Below are 21,339 nucleotides of genomic sequence, written 5' to 3'. Positions count from 1 at the left end.
GCAAATGATGCTTGTGTTCATTTTTATAATTTGGGTAAATAGATATAAGAAGCTAAATCAGTCAGCGAGAAGAGGTGTGGCTCATGGGAACGAATCTTAATCGGGAAGAGAGCGCGCTGTGAAACCGCTTTAGATACTGACACAAATTTGTGAAATTATTCACTTAATTATTAAGAATTTTAATATATAATTAATTCATAATCAAAATTAGGGGGAATCGAAAATGAGACTATTTAAAATGATTTTAGTGGCTGGGGTTTCGGTAGCAGTATTGGCAGGTTGTGGAGCAAATGAGGATAAAGCAAACAATTCGGCGGCAACTTCAGCTCCGGCTGCTGAGCAGACAGATGCTGTCACTACAGCTTCGATTGTGAATCAAGCAGATGCATTTACTAAGGCTGTTAGCAAAGATGGAAACTGGATTGTTGCGATTCTAAATGATGTAACGATTCCTGATGAGGTTGTTGTAGCTGGAGAATTCCGTAATAAAGGAGCCGCAGATGGCGACATCTACCGTAAGATTGCCCTTTATTCGCAAGATGCTGATCACAAGATCACTGCTACTTATACACTAACCGTACCAAAGTTTACAGTACAAAGTGAGAATTTGAAAGTTGAAGGCGGAACGATTAAAGGCGATGTTTATGTAGAAGCGAAAGGCTTTACTCTGCCTGAAACCGCCACTATTGATGGTAACCTCTATTTCGCAAGCGAAGATCTGAAAACATCAGCTGTTATTGATGGAAAAGTGACTGGAACAACAGAAGTTAAATAATTGCGTAATCAACTTATACAGTAGAAGCCAATCCATAGACTATGGGTTGGCTTTTTTCTTTTTGTGATTATGTGATCTTCAGTTGATTTTCTTAATATTGAACTTATAATATTACTACCACTACTAGGAGGAACACATATGTCTAAGGAGTATTCACGCACATATATCGAAAGTGTAAAGCTTGAAATGTTAAATAGATTGGGACTTAAGCAAGTGTTCTTTAAGGAGCAAATAGGTGACGGCCTGATTTTTGAAGCGGTTGGTTTTGATAAAGGGAGCAAGCATCGTTTTTGTGTTAGACCGAAGACGAAAACAATTGACGAATTTATTTCAGGAAAATGGATGAAGGTCCGCAGCTTTACAATCAAAAGTGTGGAAATTTAAAATTCAAGTCTAAAAAGGGAACCCCATTTAAATCGGAGTTTCCTTTTTTATTTTTGAGAAGGATTCATTGATAATGTGAAGTATCGCCGTACAGATCGATGGTTGTATTGTTGTCAGTTAGGGTTACTTTACACAATGCTGTAGAGAGAATATCCGGTAGTTCCCCTAATTCCTGCAATGATTTATTGAGAAAATGAGCCATAATTACTTTCAGGGTCATCCGATGCGTGACAATAAGTACCTCATGTCCTTCATTATCGTTAATGATACGCTCAATAGTCGGCGTTACTCTTTGTTCAAGCTGACTATAGGTCTCACCTGGGGCTAGAGGAATAAAAAGATCAGGTCTGGTGAAAAAATGATTGTACTGTAATGGATATTCTTGTTCAATCTGATCTGTGTTCATTCCTTCCCAAATGCCCATGTTAATTTCCATTAATGAAGCTTGCTGTTGAATCGGTAAACTCCGATTTCCTCGTAAAATCTGCGCAGTATGCAATGCTCTTGGACTAGTACTAGAATAAATGGCTCCTAAATTCTCACCTTCCAAACGTTCTCTCAACCATTCCGCTTGCTGTTCACCCAAGGTTGTTAACGCTGAATTTTGATGACCTTGCATTCTTTTCTGCAAATTCCATTCGGTCTGCCCGTGACGGGTTAGAAATAATACTGTCTCTTTCATTAACGAAACCTCCCTTTTGAATAGTTGTAAGTATAAGATAAATAATTATAAATAAACAATATATAATAGTTAATATCCATAATGTATAGTTATAGTAAGAAAGCCGAAGGTCCGTTAAACAATGATTTTATTTTATATAGTTAGGAAGAAATCAGGATGAACTATCATGTATTAAAATTGTTTTATTATGTTGCAATAACAGGGAGTGTGACCAAAGCCTCTGAACGTTTGCACATCAGTCAACCCGCTATATCAGCGCAGATCCGCAAATTTGAACGGGAGAATAATATCGTATTATTAGAGGTCATAGGAAAGAGAATGGTGCTAACACCGATTGGGAGAAAACTGATCGAACCACTTGAAAAGTTATTTGCTATGGGTGAACAGGTACAGCAGATTATTGAGGATTATCATAAATTTCCTGCGGGCCATATTCGGATTGCAGGTAATTATCTGGCCACAAGCATACTCATCCCCCGGTGGGCATCATTATACAAACAATCTTTTCCGAAGGTTAAAATTCAGATCTCTACTGCTAATTCTCATGAAGTCATGGAACAATTAAATAACTTTGAAGCAGACGTGGCGATTTATAGTGATATGGCGTTTCCTTCTCATCATACAGGGGTGTTCGAACATCGGGAGTTGTACAAGGACGAGTATGTGTTCGTAGTTTCTTCAAATCATTCTTTAGCCAAGCAGGAGGTTAGCTTTGAGGAAGTGATGGCTGAGGCATTTATTATGAGGGAGGAAGGTAGTGCAGCCAGAGAGAGAATTGTACAATTATGTGAAGAAAGAAAGGTACAACATCCGAAGATCGAACTGCAATTTAATGGAGTAAATGAGGTTATTCAAGCCGTGATTGCCGGCTATGGGATTAGTTTTGTATCTGCGTTGTTAGCAAAGCCATATCTTGATCAGGGTATGTTAGCCAAGGTCGAAGTGGAAAATGTAGTCTCTAAGCATTCGATATGGATGAGCCACAGAAAGAAAGAGCTTCAAGAAAGCTATATCCAGTCATTTATTAAGCTCGTCATGAAACGATTAAAAGAAGAGGATAATTTATACTCGATTCCAACGCATACACCTTAATTAAAATAACTTATGAATTACGATGTATGCATTGAACTGAGATCAAAGATTGGAATGTAATTGAAGCAACTCAGGTGCACTAATGTCTTCTGCTTCAGAAGATTTAAATTGAATGTTATATAATTGTGAGTATAGCCCATTCATTTCTAATAAAGACTCATGTGTACCTTCCTCAACAATCGAACCCTGATTTAACACGATAATTCTAGATGCTTCACGTATGGTGGATAGTCTGTGTGCAATAACCAATGTGGTTCGATTCTTCATTAACAAATCAAGAGATTGCTGAATCATTCGCTCAGATTCGTTATCGAGTGCGGAAGTTGCTTCATCTAGAAGAAGGAGTGGAGCATCACGAAGAAAAGCTCTGGCAATGGCTATGCGTTGTCTTTGTCCACCAGATAAAGTCGATCCATGTTCACCTAGGATAGTGTCATAACCATGGGGCATCTTCGTAATAAACTCTTCTGCACCTGCGAGCCGAGCGGCTTCTCGAATATCCTCTTCGCTAGCTGTACTAGAACTGAAGGCGATATTGTCTCGTATAGTTCCTGAGAACAAATAAGGGGTTTGGGGAACATAGGTAATCATTGCACGTGCTTCTTCAAGCTGATCATGTACAGACTTTCCATAAACCGTGATGCTTCCTGCAGTAGGCTCATAAAGTCCATTACATAATCGAACGAGCGTCGTCTTCCCTGACCCGCTTGGCCCGACAACCGCGATAGTTTCTCCATGTTGTATATGAATATTAAGCCCTGTAAATAGGGAGGCTTCATTATCCGTTTTACCCGAATAGTTGTAGTGGACATCCTCTATTTGTAATGCAGCTACCTCTACGGAAGCAAATGTTGAGGAGCTGGATTCTGGCAAAGGATGAGTAGCTCCTTCATCAGGTGCATCAAGTATAGCGAATACGCGGTCAGCTGCACCTAAAGCCTCCTGGACACCTCCCCATGTTTGAGACATATGGACAAAAGGCCATTGAACCCTACCCATCAAAATAATAAAAGCGAGTACTTCACCTGCTGATGTTCCGCCACTTAGAGCTGATAACGCAATTAAAGCGGCGCATGTCACCATTACGAGATTGTTGATAAAGGCAGAAGATTGCCATAAGAGACCATTTAGAAGCGATTTTCGCAGCTGCATTCTTCTTAACTGCTCACGTTCTAACGCATATTTATTTAAGAGAGTTTCTTCAAGCGAAAAGGCTCTTACGACCTTCATTCCTTGAAGCGTTTCTTGTAAGATTCCTCGTAATTCCGCCTCTTTTGCATATATTTGAGTAGATAATTTTCGTAATCTGCGATCAAAGAAACGTCCGGAAAGAAAAACAAGGGGACCCGATCCAAGAGCTAACAGGGCGATCCAGACATCCATTTTAGCCAAATATAGAAAGGAAATGAAACAGAGAAGTAGATTATAGCCTAGATCGTATACGATGCTGTTTATCATCCCCATGGCCATCCCTGCATCCTTAGTGTTACGCGAAGTCAAATCACCTGAATGCATGGACTGAAGGTAACGGAATGGAAGTCGGTGACTTTTGTCAAACAGCTTCGCACGAATATCCCAAGCCATCCGACTTTGCATAACAAAGCGGAAGTAATGCTGCACCATAAGACAGCAGATAATGATGACACAAGCAATGGCACAGATTACAGTTATACGTGTTAATGCATCCATATTGGCGTTGTTGATCGTATCAATAAATACTTGCTGAATGGCTGCAAATCCTATGTCCATTACGAGTTTAGCAGAGAGCAGGAGTACAGCCACAATAAATCCAATTCGATAAGGGCTAGCGTAAGAGATTAATCTACGCAGAGCATACCCCAATTTTAGATTCTTGGATTCCATCTCATTCATATCTCTACCTCCCTGACCAGAGTAGAAATATCAGCCTTCTTCATTGAGGTCTCAACCATATTGTAATACTGTCCTTGTAAAGTCATTAACTCCAGATGAGTCCCAGCTTCAACAATAGAACCCGCCTCCATATAATAAATGTGATCTGCATCTCTGATGGTAGATAGTCTATGCGCGATAACAACCGTTGTACGATCATGCATGAGTTCTTGCAGGGCCTGGCCGACAATCTCCTCATTATGGCTATCAAGTGCAGCTGTGGGTTCATCAAGAAGGAGAAGCTTAGGCGCTCGGACAAACGCTCTGGCAATAGATAGTCGCTGCCTTTCACCGCCAGATAAGGTATGGCCCCGTTCCCCAATGGAAGTCTGATATTGAAGGGGGGTTCTCATAATAAATTCATGTATCCCCGCACTTTTTGCTGCTTTAATAATTTCTTCATAGGTTGCGTCAGGTCTTCCCCATGCAATATTTTCATATAGGGTTCCAGTGAACAGATAAGGCTCTTGAGAAACATAAGCCAAATGATTACGCCAAGACTTAGGGGGGATGCTGCTTAACGGCAACTTACCAGATTGGATGACCCCTTCATTAGGTTCATAGGTTGCGAGTATTAATTGAAGGAGGGTGCTTTTCCCACTGCCACTAGGACCGGCAAACGCAGTTACTTTACCTGGTTCTATGGTTAGATTAACGTTAGTTAATACTTGATGATTACCATAATGAAAACCTACATTCTCAAAGGTGATAGGGTACAAGCCACTAATTGCTTGGTTGTTATTCATCGGCGTTTCATTATGAGAATCTTCCTGATTACATTCACGGCTTGCGTCTTCTTCTGGTAAATCAATGACTTCAAACAATCGTTTACCTTGCGCCAGCGAGGCTTGTAATTCTGTCCATAGATTAGCCAGCTTTGATACAGGGTTTGTAATTTGCTCGAAACAAATCAGAAATGCCGCCACTGCTCCCACATCCAATCTCCCTTGGATAACTAGATATCCGCCGTAGGAGAGAACATATAGCAATCCACTAAGAATAACGGCAAAGGGCATATTATAGCCCACAGCTTCTAAGCGTGTGACAGGTAAATGAATGTTGAAATATTGCCTAACACGTTGTGTGAATTGATTATGCAGCTTAGGTGCAAGGGAGAAGGCACGCACAACCTCAGCACCCTGTACCGTATCTTGAATAAACATTTGTTGAGCGGTTTCAATTTGCTGTCTTTGCTCGTGCATGGAACGTAGGCGGGAAGTGAAGGGAATCATCACAAGTGGAACAAGCGAGCAAATCAATATAGTTCCGAGCGTTAAGACATATTGGAGTGAGAGCAGATAAGTTAGGAGAAATGTAATTTGCATCAGATTACTGAATAGTTCAATGGTCTTCTGATTGATACCTTGCTGAGCAGCTGGGGCAGAATCATTGATACGACTAATGAGATCAGCAGAATGATAACGATCCAAATCTTTCATCTGTACGTTTAATAATCTAGCTAGCAGTGATACCTGAAGCTTGGAGGTCGACTTGAATTCAAGCACACCTGATAAGTAAGTCAATAAGAAGCTGGCTAAAGCATCTACAATAACGATTATTAGAGCAAAGATAGCACCAGACATCAAAAAGGACATGTTCTGATTCGTAGCAGCGTTGATTATACGTCGTAAAGATTCGGCTATCCCAACTGTTGCAAGGGAAACGACGGCAGCTAAGAGACATAATATGAGGTACCAGCCTAAATAGGGTTTTCCAAGTTTCAGTAAACGCATAAAAGTGTTAGAAACTACTTTGGATTTTTTGATCGAGTCTGCTTCTATGTTTGTAGATCCATTCAATTTAGACCCTCCCCACTATGGTTTTAATTTGCTGTGGTTCACTTAAAAGATAGGAGGTTCCTCATCGAGCATGACTTTTGTGGTGACGGCAAGTAATTCTCTCAATTTATCCATTCGAAGATGGTAATATAATCGATGATCGGTTCTTTTTAGTTCGATAAGGTCTAAAAAGAATAGGAAGTTGGCATGATAAGTTACTGCCGCGGGCGTAATGCCAAGTGCTGATGCAATTTCTTGTCCATAGTGAGGGCGATTCCTTAAGAGCAGCAAGAAGTCTAAACGTCGTTTATCCGAGAATGCTTTTAAAAAAAGTTCAGTTTTCTCTCGATCAGCAGCAGGTCCGAATACATGGTCATTAAAAATGCCGAATATAACCCAAGCGATACGGGAACTTCCTGCGTAAAAGAAGAGAACATGATTCCCAACTTGTGAGAAAAAGCTGACATGAAAAGTAGTGGGAACATCATAAACTGCAGGTTCATTTTTGTTGATATCACGAATGAATCTTTCAGGATTCGCTAGGAACAAACCTTCATAACGCTGAGAGGCTTGTTCAGACTCCCTTCTTAACTCCTCTTTCCAAAGTGAAAAGACATCCTTGTAGAACTGGTTTAAGAGCTGCATATAACGTAGCTTAGTTTCTTCGGGATAAGCAAGACACTCTAGTAATGGCCCCTGCGCTTCAATCACATCCAGCTGCGGTTTTGTTCTTGCCACAAGCTCAGCCATTAAGCGGGTATCCTTCTTGACGATTTCCCAATCGTTTCCTTCTAGCAACTCATCTAATTTATCGTAATACACACCATATACCATTTCAGCAACTACCTTTTCTGCAGGACTCTTTTCCAGGCGATTTATCCATGCTTCGGCTGTTTGTGGTTCTGGACAAGTGCAAATGGATTCATAGAAAGCAAAATCGAGTGCTTTATGAAAAAAGTTGTACTGGAAAAAAAACTGAAGTTCTCGGTAGGAGTGAGGTGACAACCGTGCTCGTGCATCTTTATGATAAGACAACACTTGTGGGTCCATTTCAAGTTTGTAATCCTCTGCTGCCTTAAGCAACTGCTCTTCACAAGCAATCATTCCCATAGAAACAATGAATTCCAAAGCTTCGTTATATGCAAATTTTATGTTCGATAGTAAGGTATCTTTCATGTTATCTTCCATCATAACCTCCGATATTTCTTGTTATAGAATTTAAATGTTGGGATAATACAAGTAATATTTAATGATTACTTAATGTTAAAATAAACCATTCGCTTTCTTTTGTAAAGGGATATTTTACAATTCGTACTAACTGCTGGGATTCGGTTGTCGCGCATGGTAAACTATGGATAAAAAATAGGAGGGGATATGATGGAACCAATCGTGTTCAAACAAATTGAATTTGTACGTAGTGTTACTGTTCGTGCAGTTGAAGAACTTTCCGAGGAACTACTAGATATCATTCCACAGGGCTTTAATAACAACGTTAGATGGAACTTGGGACATATTTATTTGGTGCAAGAGAAGTTCGCTTTTCATTCCGCTAGGGAGCTTATGCAATTGCCGGAAAGCTTTGAACGATTATTTGCAAAAGGTACTAAACCTGCAGAGTGGAGCGAGAAACCACCAACACTTGAAGTGTTAATTGAGATGCTTTCGGAGCAACCCAAACGTATTCAGGAAGCTATGCACAATCGCTTAAGTGAGCAAGTAACCCCTCTTACAACGGGTAGTGGATTAACTTTAAATACAATCGGAGAATTCATAAATTTCACGCTTTACCATGAAGGGATGCATTTTAATACAATCAAACTATTAAATCGATTTGCTGATAAAAGACTTTAGAGATCTTTAGTAGACAAAAGTCTAAGGTCAAGGAGGTATTCGATGGAGGTTGGAAGAATTTTAGGTATTGCATATAATGTGATCCCAGTTAAAGACTTGGAGAAATCTGCAGCTTGGTTTGTGAAACATTTGTCGTATCACTTCATAACAATTTGAGTTCTGAAGATGTGAAAGTCGGAAACATTAGCGATGAAGGTGAGTATGGGAAGTTTTTTGTATTTGAAGATCTGGATGGTAATTTATTTGATGTCTGGGAACACCATGATTGTGAACTGGTTTATTAGCCTCACTAAGGATATCGAGTTCAATCGATATCTTTTGTTATATATTGGAACGAAAAAAGATTTGTAATGAAAACGGTTTTATGATAATCTAATTAATGTAATACATGTAACCGGTTACACATTGGGGGATGAAATGAATCATGATGACGATTAAAGATGTTGCAAAAATAGCTGGAGTGTCGGTAGCAACCGTTTCTAGGGTGTTAAATGAATCTGGTTATGTGAATATCGATACTCGAAAAAAAGTTGAGGCAGCTATCAAAGAAATGAATTATACCCCTAATGAGGTTGCAAGGTCATTGTATAAACGGAAATCCAAATTAATAGGACTTCTATTGCCTGACATTACGAACCCATTCTTCCCGCAATTAGCACGTGGGATAGAAGATCGGATGCAGGAGCATGGTTATCGGATAATCTTTGGTAATAGTGATGAGAACGAGGAAAAGGAATTGGACTATATTCAAACCTTTATCCAAAATAATGTCATTGGCATGATCTCATCAACCAATTTTCCCGAGAAAGATATTTATTCTAATTTGAAAATTCCGGTTGTATTTCTTGACCGTACTTCTAATGACAGTCCCTCCGTATATGCAGATGGCAGAAAAGGCGGACGCCTTGCTGCTCAAGAAATCATTGCACGGGGAAGCACCAAAATTACAGTCATGCAAGGACCGGCGCATATTAAACCGGCGCAGGATCGATTTCAAGGTGCGATTGAAGTACTTGATGAAATGGGAATCACTTATCAAGTAATCCAGACTTCATCTTTCTCCCACACGGAAGCGGAACAATGGGCTGTAGAGTTATTTGATAAATATATAGACACAGACGGCGTAATTGCAAGTAATGATATCGTGGCGACAGCAGTTATTCATGAAGCACATCGCTTAGGTAAAAGAGTGCCACAGGATCTCCAAATCATTGGATTCGATGATATCCCACTTAGCAGCCTGTTGTCTCCTTCGTTATCCACTATCCGTCAGCCTGCACATGACATGGGCCGTGAAGCGGCTGGTTTACTTATTAAGTTAATTGAGCAAGATAAAGTAGAAGATAAAATCATTCAATTACCCGTCAGCTTTGTGGAGCGGGAAACAACAAGAAGTAAAGAATAGATGACAACATAAGAAAGGTTGATGGACATGGCTAAGATTTGTGTAATTGGAAGTTGTTCAATGGATTTGGTGGTAACCTCATCTAAGCGACCTCACGCAGGAGAAACTGTTCTTGGAGAGAGCTTCGCTACCGTTCCAGGAGGCAAGGGAGCGAATCAGGCCGTAGCTGCTTCGCGTTTAGGGGCAGAAGTTATGATGGTTGGTTGTGTAGGTGAAGATTTCTATGGTACGGAGATCATGGAGAATCTTAAGAAAAATCGGGTTCTTACCACCAATGTGGAACCGGTTACACATACCAAAAGCGGTACTGCTCACATCATTTTAGCAGAAGGTGATAATAGTATTATCGTTGTAAAAGGAGCTAATGATTCAGTTACTCCTGCTTTGGTTGAGCGAGCACTTGATGCTATTAAAGGATCTGATATGGTGCTAATCCAACAAGAAATACCCGAAGAAACGGTGTCTTTTGTAAGCGAACTTTGTCATAAATTTAATATCCCTATGCTGCTTAATCCGGCACCTGCGCGTCCCATTAGTGACGCGATTATAGAAAATGCCGCCTATCTGACACCTAATGAACATGAATGTACGATTTTATTCCCTGGGATGAGTACTACAGATGCCTTACGGAAATATCCAAACAAGCTGTTTATCACAGAGGGAAGCAATGGCGTACGATTTTACGATGGAGAACAAGAAGTTCTGGTTCCTACTTACAAAGTTAACGCTATAGATACGACAGGTGCTGGAGATACTTTTAATGCGGCATTTGCAGTTGCTTTAGCTGAAGGCAGCTCCATTCTGGATAGTGTAAAGTTTGCCAATCGAGCGGCTTCCTTATCCGTTACTAAATTTGGTGCACAAGGTGGCATGCCGACAAGAGCAGAAGTGGAGGCGAATCTTTAGTTATGAAGAAACAAGGGATATTAAACAGTCATATTTCCAAAGTGCTTACTGACTTAGGCCACACTGATACAATTGTCATCGCAGATGTGGGGCTTCCAGTTCCACCAGGTGTTCCGAAGATTGATTTGGCGGTTAAACTAGGGGTTCCTAGCTTCCAAGATATCGTTGATATCATTTCGGAGGATATGGTCATCGAAAAGGTGATCGTTGCAGAGGAATTAGAGACTGATAATAAAGTCACCTCTCAATACTTGAATAATAAATTTAAGGAAATACCGATAGAAGCATATTCACATGAGCAATTTAAGCAGCTGACGATGCAGGCTAAGGTTATTATTCGCACGGGTGAAGCTAAGCCGTATGCAAACTGTATTCTACAAGCTGGGGTCTATTTTGGATAAAAAGGGGGTTCTAAGTGTATGCACATTACGATGAAAGATATTCATAAGTCTTTTGGCGCTAACCGTGTATTGACCGGTGTGGATTTTGAACTTAAGGATGGTGAAGTTCATGCCCTGATGGGTGAGAATGGCGCAGGTAAGTCTACGCTGATGAATATTCTGATCGGTCTGCACCAACGTGACCAAGGCACCATTCGTATAGATGATCAGGAGAAATACTTTACGAATCCCAAAGAGGCAGAACAATATGGAATCGCATTTATCCATCAGGAGCTGAATGTATGGCCAGATATGACGGTTCTGGATAATCTATTCATTGGCAAGGAACGAACATCCAAATTCGGCCTGTTAAATAGGAAAGAGATGAAAGCGTTAGCAAATGAACAGTTTGCTAAGCTCTCTGTGACCATTCCTTTGAACCAAGAGGCGGGGGAATGTTCAGTAGGTGAAAAACAGATGATTGAGATCGCTAAAGCGCTTATGACTCATGCGAAAGTTATTGTTATGGACGAACCTACCGCTGCATTAACCGAGAGAGAAATACAGAAACTATTTGAAGTCATTGCCTCGTTAAAGAAGGAAGGCGTCTCTATCGTCTATATTTCGCATCGGATGGAAGAGATTTTTACGATATGTGATCGAATCACCGTTATGCGAGACGGGAAAACCGTAGACACGAAGCCCATTCCTGAAACTAATTTTGACGATGTAGTTCGGAAGATGGTAGGTCGTGAATTAACGGACCGGTTCCCTGAGCGTAATTCTAAACCCGGAGAAGTGGTTCTTGAAGTTAAGAATGCTTCAAAGAAAGGGCAATTTAAAAATGCTAATTTCTCTGTGCGAGCTGGCGAAATCATAGGATTCTCTGGATTAATGGGATCTGGACGTACAGAGATGATGAGAACCTTATTCGGATTAGAACCATTAGACCAAGGTGAGATTTGGGTGAAGGGACAGAAGATTACCATTCGGAATCCCAATGACGCTATGCAAGCTGGAATCGGCTTTGTTACAGAAGACCGCAAAGATGAGGGGTTAATCCTAGATTTCTCTATTCGAGATAATATGGTACTGACGAATTTATACGACTTTGCCCCTAAAGGTGTAATCAATGCTAAGAAGGAACAAGAATTCGTGGACATGCTTATTAAACGGCTACACATTAAGACACAATCATCATCCACTTTGGTCCGGAATTTATCTGGGGGTAATCAACAGAAAGTAGTTATCGCCAAATGGATTGGTATTGGCCTCAGTGTTCTTATCCTTGATGAGCCTACACGCGGCGTCGATGTTGGGGCAAAACGGGAAATTTATCAGCTTATGAACGAATTAACTGAACGTGGTGTCGCCATTATTATGGTATCCTCAGAACTTCCTGAAGTCTTAGGGATGAGTGACCGCATCGTAGTTGTTCATGAAGGGGAAATCAGTGGAGAACTTTCACAACAGGAAGCTACGCAAGAAAAAATCATGACGTTAGCTACAGGGGGGCAATAGCAATGACTACTATCAAAGATGAGAGTGTAAAGAAAGGTTTCCAAATCGGGCAAATCACGCAGAAATTAGGGCCATTACTAGGGTTAATCATTCTAATTATTATCGTAACCGTGCTGAACCCAAGCTTTATGGAACCCCTTAATATACTGAACTTGCTTAGACAAGTCGCAATTAATGCGCTTATCGCTTTTGGGATGACCTTTGTTATTCTAACGGGTGGTATCGATTTATCTGTAGGGTCTATTCTAGCTTTATCCAGTGCCTTCACAGCCAACTTGATGTTGTCAGGCTGGGATCCAATCTTAGCTATTGTTGTGGGTTGTTTAGCGGGTGGACTGATGGGGATGGTCAACGGACTGATGATTACGAAAGGCAGAATGGCGCCTTTTATTGCTACACTGGCGACCATGACTATTTTCCGCGGATTAACGCTTGTATACACGGACGGTAATCCGATCACAGGTCTTGGTGACAGCATGACGTTCCAATTGTTTGGCCGTGGATATTTACTAGGAATACCTGTACCTGCTATCACGATGATTATCGTATTCGCTGTGTTGTGGATTGTACTGCATAAAACGCCATTTGGCCGTAAAACGTATGCTATTGGGGGTAATGAGAAAGCTTCCATTATTTCAGGGATCAAAGTAGACCGCATCAAAATAATGATCTATTCCTTAACCGGTATGTTATCAGCATTGGCTGGTGCCATCTTGACCTCTAGATTGAACTCAGCGCAACCAACAGCAGGTACATCCTATGAGTTGGATGCGATCGCGGCAGTAGTATTAGGGGGGACGAGCTTAACAGGTGGCCGTGGACGTATCGTAGGCACATTAATTGGTGCTCTTATTATCGGGATTCTGAACAATGGCTTGAACTTGCTCGGCGTATCATCATTTTACCAAATGGTAGTTAAAGGGATCGTTATTGCGATTGCTGTACTCATAGACCGTAAGAAAGCCGTATAAGGGGGATTCCACATGAAAAAGCTCACATTAATTTTTACTTCCTTACTCTTGATTCTTATGACGGGCTGTTCCTTAGAGCCTCCAGAGTGGGCAAAACCGAACAGCGGCGGGGGCCCAGGGAATATGAAGATTGGATTATCCATATCTACCTTGAACAATCCGTTCTTTGTATCTGTTAAAGATGGAGTTTTGGCAGAAGCTAAGAAGCTTGGTATGGAGGTTCTCGTTATCGATGCGCAGAATGATTCGGCCAAGCAAAGTAATGACGTTGAAGATTTAATGCAAAAAGGTGTAAATGCGCTGTTAATCAATCCAGTAGACTCTTCAGCGATCTCGACGGTTGTTCAGACAGCTAACAGTCTAGATATTCCAGTCGTTACTTTGGACCGTTCTGCAGATAAGGGAGATATTAAAGCCCTTGTTGCCTCTGATAATGTAAAAGGTGGATCAATGGCAGCTGAATATATTGTAGAGCAGCTTGGAAAAGGTGCAAAGGTTATAGAACTAGAAGGATCACCAGGAGCATCAGCTACCCGTGAACGCGGGAAAGGATTCCATGAAATTGCCGACACGCAGCTTGAGGTGATTGCGAAGCAAACTGCTGATTTTGACCGTACGAAAGGGTTGACCGTTATGGAGAACCTTCTCCAAGGAAATCCAGATGTACAAGCGGTTTTCGCTCATAATGATGAAATGGCTCTTGGTGCTATAGAAGCGATTCAGAGTTCAGGTAAGAATATTCCTGTCATCGGTTTTGATGGAAATGAAGATGCACTTAAATCCATTGAGGCGGGTAAACTCACAGGAACCGTTGCTCAGCAGCCTGCATTAATTGGGCAGTTAGCGATTCAAGCAGCGAAAGACGTATTAGATGGCAAGACGGTTGAGAAACTGATTGCCGCACCTCTAAAACTGGTCGTAAAAGAATAAGTAAATGAATATAGAAAAACACTGCATTCGCCGATTTGGTGATGCAGTGTTTTTGATATATATAAGCTTATTTTTCCTCAATTACTCTATCCGGTAACTGTGTTACATAACTATCTGATAGATGGAGAAGCTCTAAAGCACGATCGAACTCATCCTCGGTCGTTTGTTGCGTGTGGTTACCATCGCCAGATAAGGTATAATGCTGACCATCCTCGAAGCCACTGCCAGATAGGAAGAGCTCTTCATTATTTACGAACGATCCTGTTGGCAAATAATAGCGCTGAGGAAGTAGGTTATAAGTCGATTGATTCAATAAATCTTGTCCGAAATGAATATGATCCGCAAGAGAAACACCCAATAAATTAGATACAGTAGGCAAAATATCCACTTGACCGCCCAACTGTTCTTTTACACTTGGCGTTGTAATCCCCGTCGCTGATAGGATCAATGGAATATTAATTAATTCGCGTTCCGTATATTCATGACCAAGGATTTCCTGTAATAAGACGTGATCGTTCTCTTTTAGAGAGAAGATAGGAAGTCCGCGGTGATCTCCGTACAATGCAATCAAGCTGTTATCCCATACCCCATTTTGTTTGAGCTCATCAATAAAAAGTCCAAGTGCATAGTCAGCATAATTTTGAGCACGAATATAATCCCCGACTAATGTTCCTTCGAATCGTTCTGGAAGGGCCATTTTGTATTTATCCTCAGGGATCGAGAACGGATTATGCGCTGACATCGAAATAACATGGGAGTAGAATGGCTGATCCTTCTGATCCATCCTTGCTAGCTCTGCAGCTGTTTTCTCATACAACACCTCATCAGAAGCTCCGTAAAATACCGTGTCCTCTTCACCATAATATTCCTTATCGTAATATCGATTAAATCCTAAGGCAGTATAAAGCTCGCCACGGTTCCAAAAGTCGACTTCATTGGTATGGAATGTTGCCGTATCATAACCTTGCGCTTGAAGCAGCTTAGGTAAGCTTGGAAGCTCTTTTGGCGCATACATTTGAGTGGCTGGACCATCAGGTGGAACATAGAAAGAAGTATTTACAATGAATTCGGCGTCAGAAGTATTTCCTTGTCCAACCTGCTGGTAGAAACGCGGAAAGTAATAACTGCTAGCCGCAAGCTTATTCATATTCGGCGTAATTTCTACTCCATCAATCTTTAGATTGATTAAGAAGTTCTGGAAAGACTCCATCTGAAGAATGACCAGGTTCTTTCCTTTGGCGGCTCCAAATTGAACCGGATTAGAGGTTGCTTGAATTCCTTTGGTCTCGTTAATCGCTGCTTGTGTAATCTTAGCGACGTCGATTTGTTCTTCTTCTTGATTGGCTAATAGAGAGTAAGCTTCATAATTGAGAATGCCCATTTGCTCGGCTTTAACGGTTTCGTTCATACTGGCTCGGTTAGGAAAAATATTCATTGCGCAAATGACGATGGAAACACAGAATAAGATCGCAACCGCTTTCCGGTTACTTTTACGCGACATGGCTTTTTTCCAATTAAGTGCCTTCTGTTTTCTCAACATGACCAAACCAATGACAATGATATCCACAAAAATAAGCATATATTGCGGACGCATGACCGAGAAAATACTTTTCTTAACAGCTCCAACTTGCTTGACCTGATCTAATACTTGTGAAGTAGCAATAATGCCAAAATGATTATGATATACAATGAGTGAGAAAAATAGTGTAGTGATCAACACATTGACCAGCATGTAGATGGCAATTTTTCGTTTCGTTGCGAACCATTCAATCAAGCAAAAGACTAGAAGCACAAAAGGGATTTCTTTAAGCCATGTGGTCCACGTAGGCCCGTCTTCAAAGAGAAAATACCAAGCAAAATAACTTTTAACTAGCATAATGAGAGAGAAAAATAATAGGGATCTTTTACTGAGTGTACGAGGTTCTTTAAACGGCATCTCTTATGCCCATCCTTTTCTTTTAGATTAGTTCATTCTATTACTTGAAGTGTTTAAAATCAACTAGATTGGGGTATAGAAGAGACTTATTTTCCTTAATATTACATTTAGGTGAATGAAACCATACATAGTATAAAAAAAATTATTTTTATGGGAAATGAACTTTTTAAGTTACTCCTAACTCTTATAGGGGAGAGAGGTGAAGGCATGGATGTTGCTCGTTGGGTGAAAAAAGCCAAAAAGGGGAATAAAGAAGCATTGCTCCACTTAATCATGTCTGAAAAAGACGTTTATTATAGGCTAGCGTTCAGCTATATGGGGAATGCGCATGATGCCATGGATGCCATGGAGGAAATGATCGTCACACTTTATGAAAAGATCGGTCAACTAAAGAAAGAGGAAGCATTTTATAGCTGGAGTAAGACGATTTTGGTGAATGGCTGTAAACGACTACTTCATAAGCGCGGCAAGCTGGTGCTGTTAGAGGATTGGAGTAAGGTTGACGATAGGGAAATAGGCCAAGTAGTGAGTAGTAATGATCCTTATCGCAGAAGTGAGCAGCAAATGGATATGGAGACCTTGTTGTTACAAGTAAATGAACATCAGAGAGAAGCGATTCAATTAAAGTATTTTCATGATCTCGATTATCAAACGATAGCTGACATTACGAAGGTTTCGATAGGAACGGTAAAATCAAGAATTTACCATGGATTACAAACGCTCAAAAATCAGTACAGAGGTGATGTTGATGAACAATAACGTCGAGCAACAATTAGCTGATGAGAAGACACGCATAGCGTCCATTACCGCACCTGAAGAATTAGAAATGAGATTAAGAAAGGCTTTGAATTCGGCTCCCGCAAAAAGAACGAAAAGAATAGCACCGATTTGGAAGGTTGCGGCGGTTGTTTTATTGGTGACAGTGATCTCTGGACAAAACTACAATGCTTTTGCTTATTATGGAAAACAGCTTTTTGGCTTTGATGAATTGCTTAATGGCACAACTTTACAACAGCTAAATGAAAAAGGGTTGGGCCAAAACATCAACAAGAAAACTACGTTACTAGACGGAACAACTCTTACCATTAACGGAATTATGGCGGACGCCAATCAATTCATTATGTATTACATCTTAACTAACCCAAATGGACTAGAGGATATGTCTGTAGACGCTTTTAGACCCTCAAAAATAAGTGGTTTTTTAACCGATTCAAACGTAGTAAGTGGGACTGCGTTAATCAATGAAGGTCATACGGAGATTAAAGGACAGATGTCGTTTGACAGCGTAAATCCATTTTCAAAAAAACTAACGTTACACTTTTGGGAGCAGCTAGTAGAGAACGGCCAGATGAGCGAAGGAACAGTTACGTTCCCTTATAACCCTAATGAGGCCATGGAAACTCAGATTAAACAATCGATCAATAAAAAGATTAAAGTCGACAAAGGTACGATTACCTTCAAATCAATCACAGCTACACCAACGATGACTGTAGTAAAAGGGAAGCTGGATGTCGATAATTTTGATCGAGTGAAGCTTGGATTACATGGGATACAATTAATTGTCGATGGAACACCTGTTGAGATCCTGGGTAGTGGTAATCAAACCTCATTAGGTGGAAGAACATTTGATATTCGCTTCGACACATTGCCTAAGGAGCTACATGCCATGCAGCTAGTCGTTAAAGAGTTTCCTGGATATCAAAAGCTGGACGAAAAGTATTCCCTGAATTCTCTTAGTGATAAGCCATTTATGTTGGGTGATAAAGAATTATGGTTAAAAGATGTCTCCAAAACCTCTCAAGGCATCGAAATAACAATCGCTTCTGACGATGATGTAATGCTGGATGGTGTGTCTATAGAAACGAACAACGAGAGTACACCTTTAAAAACAACGATCAATCAAAAAGAGACAAAGCAAGTGGACGGCAAACTAATGAAAGAACGAACTTTATTATTTGATACACAAGTAGAGCCTGAGTCACTACTAATAGAAGGGATGCACTATTTAAAGGCATACAATAAAGTGATTGAGATTCCTGTGAAGTGAAGAAAAGTGTAATATCCATTTTTTATAACATATGGTAATCTATATGGACGTGAGAAAAGGAGGGGCACATGGATCATATAGGGGTTTATAGAGTAAGGCGTCCGTCGTTAATACCACTGCTGATAAGCATCAGTGTGCTATTGGGTATTCAATTATTTCAAATTTATAACCTAAACCATCGCTATACAGCTAGCGACGATTTAGTGCTTTCTTGTTTACTTTATGGTCAGGCTATCTTTTGTCTGATTGTCGAAATCGTGTTAGTCTACAGAATATTTACCATCAGAAGGGTTGTTGAAATTCAGATTCAACCGGAATCTATATTAATAGAAGATCTAAGAATAGAAGCAGATCGGATTAATGATATTTATATAAAAGGATATTTTAGTCCTGTAGTTGGGATTAGACCTAAAGTGAATAAATTTGTTCCTTATAAATTATGTTTTAATTTTCTGTCACAAAAAGATGAAGATGAAGTGATGAAACAGTTAAAGGCTTGGGCCGAACGAAATCAGATCAATGTATCTCATAAAAGTTTTTCGAGATGGCTCTAAGCTCCTCTAAATTAATATACGAAATGAAAGACACTGACTCCTTGTTGGTGTCTTTTTTTTGATTAAATCGTTATGTCATATGACATGTAACGAAGCTAATTGGTGACAGAACGTTTCTAGCTAGAATGACAATCCGTTTGTGATACTCAGAACAGGTGTACTATTTACAACTAACCCTATAGAGGAGAATGGATTATGAAGAAAAAGACACGCAAGCTTAGCGTCATCGCACTATTATTATCAACAGCTGTATTTACAGCATGTTCAGCACCAGTCTCCACTAACGCAACCAGTTCGAAAGGATCTTTTAATGGAAAAGAAATCGAGGCTTTCGCGGACCCTATATTTGCGCAGAAAATGAAGGAATACAATGTGAACGGATCCAATTTTGTAGTGGTTAAAGACGGAAAGGTGCTCGTGAATAAAGGGTACGGATATGCGGACAAAGAAAAGAAAACCCTTGTCGATAAGAATACCGTCTTTCAGATCGCATCCGTGTCGAAGACATTTACCGCTTTAGCAGCTTTGCAGCTAGTGGAACAAGGAAAGATGAATCTTGATCACGATATCAATGCGTATCTTGGCGGAATGAAAGTACCAAATGAAACGGAAACTCCGTTAACCTTAAGAAATATGTTATCATACACAACGGGCTTTGATTACCCGGATAAAGCTAACTTTGTTGCACCGGAATATGTAGATCAGGACATCCCCATGAAAAAGTTTATGACGGAGCATATGCCGACTGTCGTTCGGACGCCGGGTGAAGCGTATACCTATGATAATTTTGCCTTTTTACTTGCGGGTTATGCGATTGAGAACGTAAGTGGTACCCCGTTTTATAAGTATATGGAGAACTATGTGTTCAAACCGTTAGGAATGAACTCTACTAGTGCTCGATTTACCCCAGAGCTTTTAGCTAGAATGGCCACGCATTATGGACCAGATGGTAAACCTCATCCAACCTTTGGGCATGCGCCTACCGATGGGCCACAGGGCAGCATCCTTTCCACAGGAGAAGATATGGCTAAATATTTAACTCTTTTTCAACAACAAGGTAGCGTGAATGGGAAGCAAATCATTAGTAAAGAAACCACGAAGATGATGCAAACGTACTCTGTATTTGCGAATGAATCGCTTCCGATGACGACGGTTGGAGGATTTGAAGGGTATCGTAATGATCTGATGAATGGCTATCATGTGGTTCTCAAAGGTGGAAATATGCCTGGTCATCAATCACTGATCGTATTATTGCCAGAGGAGAATACCGCTTTCTACATGTCCTATAACAATGACACAATGATGAGCTTAGACATTTATGAAGCCTTGATGGATCACTATTTTCCTGAAAAGAAAGCACCAGAGGCGCCAACGTATCTCCCATTGCCTGCATCAGAAGCTACTAAATATACTGGAACTTATTTGAACACCAGATTCTATTTCTTGAAATCGAACTTCACCTATGCAGATGGCAATCTGATTATGGAGACTGGAACAAGCGGTACACATACGTTACGAATGATTAATCCGCTATTGTTCGAAGATGAATTAGGTAACAAATTGGCCTTTAAAAAAGATCATAAAGATCAGATCGAATACTTTTATTATACGAATCCTAATAGCCCAGACTTTGTTTCAGATGCTCGTAAGGTTCACACGAAGCCAGCATTCGCTGATGTATCCGAGGAGAGCGCTTATAAATCTTACATCGACAACCTGTATTCGCTTGATGTGATAAGTGCTAAATCTGGCAACAATTTCGAACCACAGGGAACGATGACGCAAGGTGAGTTTATGGATGCTCTAATTCTTGCTCATGGTTGGTACGGCTTTCCTCATTTAATTGAGGGGAATAAAGAATTAACGAAAAAAGGTATCCCTGGTTTTGATCGTAATGCTGTTATTACAAGACAAGTAGCAGCCGTTATGATTCAAAATCTAAAACAAACTAAGCAAGCTTCAGAAATTACGCTTAAAGGTGACACAGACTCATGGGCCACTGATTCGATCATAGCATTAGTGTCACAAGGCATTGTAGATCCTGATACAAAAGTGAATGATGACGGGTCTGTCGATTTTCGTTCTAAAAAGCCTTTGCTTCGCCAAGAAGCGAGTGCTTTACTTGATCTTGCTTTTGGATACTATACGTTGCCAATCAAACACTAAGAATTGGACACCTCAGAGAGACTCTTTGGGGTGTTTTTTTTAATGATAGG

At 40.4% G+C, this 21,339-nt stretch carries 19 protein-coding genes; 14 read left to right on the top strand and 5 right to left on the bottom strand.

The features are described 5' to 3' along the window. Positions 1-223 precede the first annotated feature (223 nt). Both MHI27_RS20560 and MHI27_RS20555 read left to right on the top strand, forming a co-directional pair. Positions 224-775 (top strand): polymer-forming cytoskeletal protein, encoded by a 552-nt coding sequence (locus tag MHI27_RS20560; RefSeq protein WP_042189865.1) that lies wholly within the window; start codon positions 224-226, stop codon positions 773-775. A 138-nt stretch (positions 776-913) separates the two neighbouring features. Further along, positions 914-1,159 (top strand): hypothetical protein, encoded by a 246-nt coding sequence (locus MHI27_RS20555; RefSeq protein WP_042189863.1) that lies wholly within the window; start codon positions 914-916, stop codon positions 1,157-1,159. 64 nt (positions 1,160-1,223) lie between these two features. On the opposite strand, the gene MHI27_RS20550 is transcribed toward MHI27_RS20555, so the two are convergent. Beyond that, positions 1,224-1,841 (bottom strand): histidine phosphatase family protein, encoded by a 618-nt coding sequence (locus MHI27_RS20550; protein WP_339242465.1) that lies wholly within the window; start codon positions 1,839-1,841, stop codon positions 1,224-1,226. Between the two features lie 156 nt (positions 1,842-1,997). Between MHI27_RS20550 and MHI27_RS20545 the strand changes: the two genes are divergently transcribed. Next, a complete protein-coding gene (locus tag MHI27_RS20545; RefSeq protein WP_405174601.1) occupies positions 1,998-2,933 on the top strand; it encodes a LysR family transcriptional regulator in 936 nt (311 codons plus the stop codon). A 42-nt stretch (positions 2,934-2,975) separates the two neighbouring features. Here the strand turns inward: MHI27_RS20545 and MHI27_RS20540 are convergent, their stop codons facing one another. The 3 genes from MHI27_RS20540 to MHI27_RS20530 are packed head-to-tail and all read right to left on the bottom strand — an operon-like array spanning position 2,976 to position 7,813. Beyond that, positions 2,976-4,805 (bottom strand): ABC transporter ATP-binding protein, encoded by a 1,830-nt coding sequence (locus MHI27_RS20540; RefSeq protein ID WP_341060145.1) that lies wholly within the window; start codon positions 4,803-4,805, stop codon positions 2,976-2,978. Beyond that, positions 4,802-6,643, bottom strand: a complete 1,842-nt coding sequence (locus tag MHI27_RS20535; RefSeq protein ID WP_405174600.1) for an ABC transporter ATP-binding protein — start codon at positions 6,641-6,643, stop codon at positions 4,802-4,804. Before MHI27_RS20535 ends, MHI27_RS20540 begins: the two co-directional genes overlap by 4 nt. Positions 6,644-6,685: 42 nt before the next feature. Further along, a complete protein-coding gene (locus tag MHI27_RS20530; protein WP_405174599.1) occupies positions 6,686-7,813 on the bottom strand; it encodes a winged helix-turn-helix domain-containing protein in 1,128 nt (375 codons plus the stop codon). A gap of 183 nt (positions 7,814-7,996) precedes the next feature. Between MHI27_RS20530 and MHI27_RS20525 the strand changes: the two genes are divergently transcribed. The 7 genes from MHI27_RS20525 (at position 7,997) to rbsB (ending at position 14,586) form a co-directional block, all read left to right on the top strand. Then, positions 7,997-8,473 (top strand): DinB family protein, encoded by a 477-nt coding sequence (locus tag MHI27_RS20525; protein ID WP_305953493.1) that lies wholly within the window; start codon positions 7,997-7,999, stop codon positions 8,471-8,473. A gap of 424 nt (positions 8,474-8,897) precedes the next feature. Further along, positions 8,898-9,878 (top strand): LacI family DNA-binding transcriptional regulator, encoded by a 981-nt coding sequence (locus MHI27_RS20520; RefSeq protein WP_341128731.1) that lies wholly within the window; start codon positions 8,898-8,900, stop codon positions 9,876-9,878. A gap of 27 nt (positions 9,879-9,905) precedes the next feature. Beyond that, on the top strand, positions 9,906-10,784 hold the full coding sequence (gene rbsK / locus MHI27_RS20515) for a ribokinase (RefSeq protein ID WP_405174598.1): 879 nt from the start codon (positions 9,906-9,908) through the stop codon (positions 10,782-10,784). A gap of 2 nt (positions 10,785-10,786) precedes the next feature. Further along, entirely contained in the window at positions 10,787-11,185 is a 399-nt protein-coding gene (gene rbsD, locus MHI27_RS20510) for a D-ribose pyranase (RefSeq protein WP_076286605.1), read from the top strand. Positions 11,186-11,203: 18 nt separating this feature from the next. Next, entirely contained in the window at positions 11,204-12,685 is a 1,482-nt protein-coding gene (locus MHI27_RS20505; RefSeq protein WP_405174597.1) for a sugar ABC transporter ATP-binding protein, read from the top strand. A 2-nt stretch (positions 12,686-12,687) separates the two neighbouring features. Continuing rightward, complete coding sequence (locus MHI27_RS20500; protein WP_042189841.1) at positions 12,688-13,656, top strand: ABC transporter permease subunit; 969 nt, start codon at positions 12,688-12,690, stop codon at positions 13,654-13,656. A 12-nt stretch (positions 13,657-13,668) separates the two neighbouring features. Beyond that, a complete protein-coding gene (rbsB, locus tag MHI27_RS20495; protein WP_076286607.1) occupies positions 13,669-14,586 on the top strand; it encodes a ribose ABC transporter substrate-binding protein RbsB in 918 nt (305 codons plus the stop codon). 67 nt (positions 14,587-14,653) lie between these two features. Here rbsB and MHI27_RS20490 read toward each other — a convergent pair whose 3' ends face one another. Further along, positions 14,654-16,522 carry an LTA synthase family protein gene (locus tag MHI27_RS20490; RefSeq protein WP_076286608.1) on the bottom strand — a complete coding sequence of 623 codons (1,869 nt, stop codon included), beginning with the start codon at positions 16,520-16,522 and terminating at the stop codon, positions 14,654-14,656. Positions 16,523-16,729: 207 nt separating this feature from the next. Between MHI27_RS20490 and MHI27_RS20485 the strand changes: the two genes are divergently transcribed. The 4 genes from MHI27_RS20485 to MHI27_RS20470 all read left to right on the top strand — a co-directional run bounded on the left by MHI27_RS20485 (position 16,730) and on the right by MHI27_RS20470 (position 21,289). Further along, positions 16,730-17,281, top strand: coding sequence for a sigma-70 family RNA polymerase sigma factor (locus MHI27_RS20485; protein WP_405174596.1), 552 nt, complete (start codon positions 16,730-16,732; stop codon positions 17,279-17,281). Continuing rightward, on the top strand, positions 17,271-18,569 hold the full coding sequence (locus tag MHI27_RS20480; RefSeq protein ID WP_405174595.1) for a DUF4179 domain-containing protein: 1,299 nt from the start codon (positions 17,271-17,273) through the stop codon (positions 18,567-18,569). The genes MHI27_RS20485 and MHI27_RS20480 overlap by 11 nt, the downstream gene beginning before the upstream one ends. Before the next feature lie 68 nt (positions 18,570-18,637). Continuing rightward, on the top strand, positions 18,638-19,123 hold the full coding sequence (locus tag MHI27_RS20475) for a hypothetical protein (RefSeq protein ID WP_042129237.1): 486 nt from the start codon (positions 18,638-18,640) through the stop codon (positions 19,121-19,123). Between the two features lie 195 nt (positions 19,124-19,318). Further along, positions 19,319-21,289 (top strand): serine hydrolase, encoded by a 1,971-nt coding sequence (locus MHI27_RS20470; RefSeq protein WP_405174594.1) that lies wholly within the window; start codon positions 19,319-19,321, stop codon positions 21,287-21,289. Positions 21,290-21,339: the final 50 nt, after the last annotated feature.

Origin of the sequence: Paenibacillus sp. FSL H8-0261, assembly GCF_045040645.1 — a bacterium.
In the GTDB taxonomy this organism is placed as follows: Bacteria; Bacillota; Bacilli; order Paenibacillales; family Paenibacillaceae; genus Paenibacillus_AQ.
The sequence above is the reverse complement of the archived record's forward strand: the minus strand, read 5'-3'. Positions and strand labels throughout refer to the sequence as shown.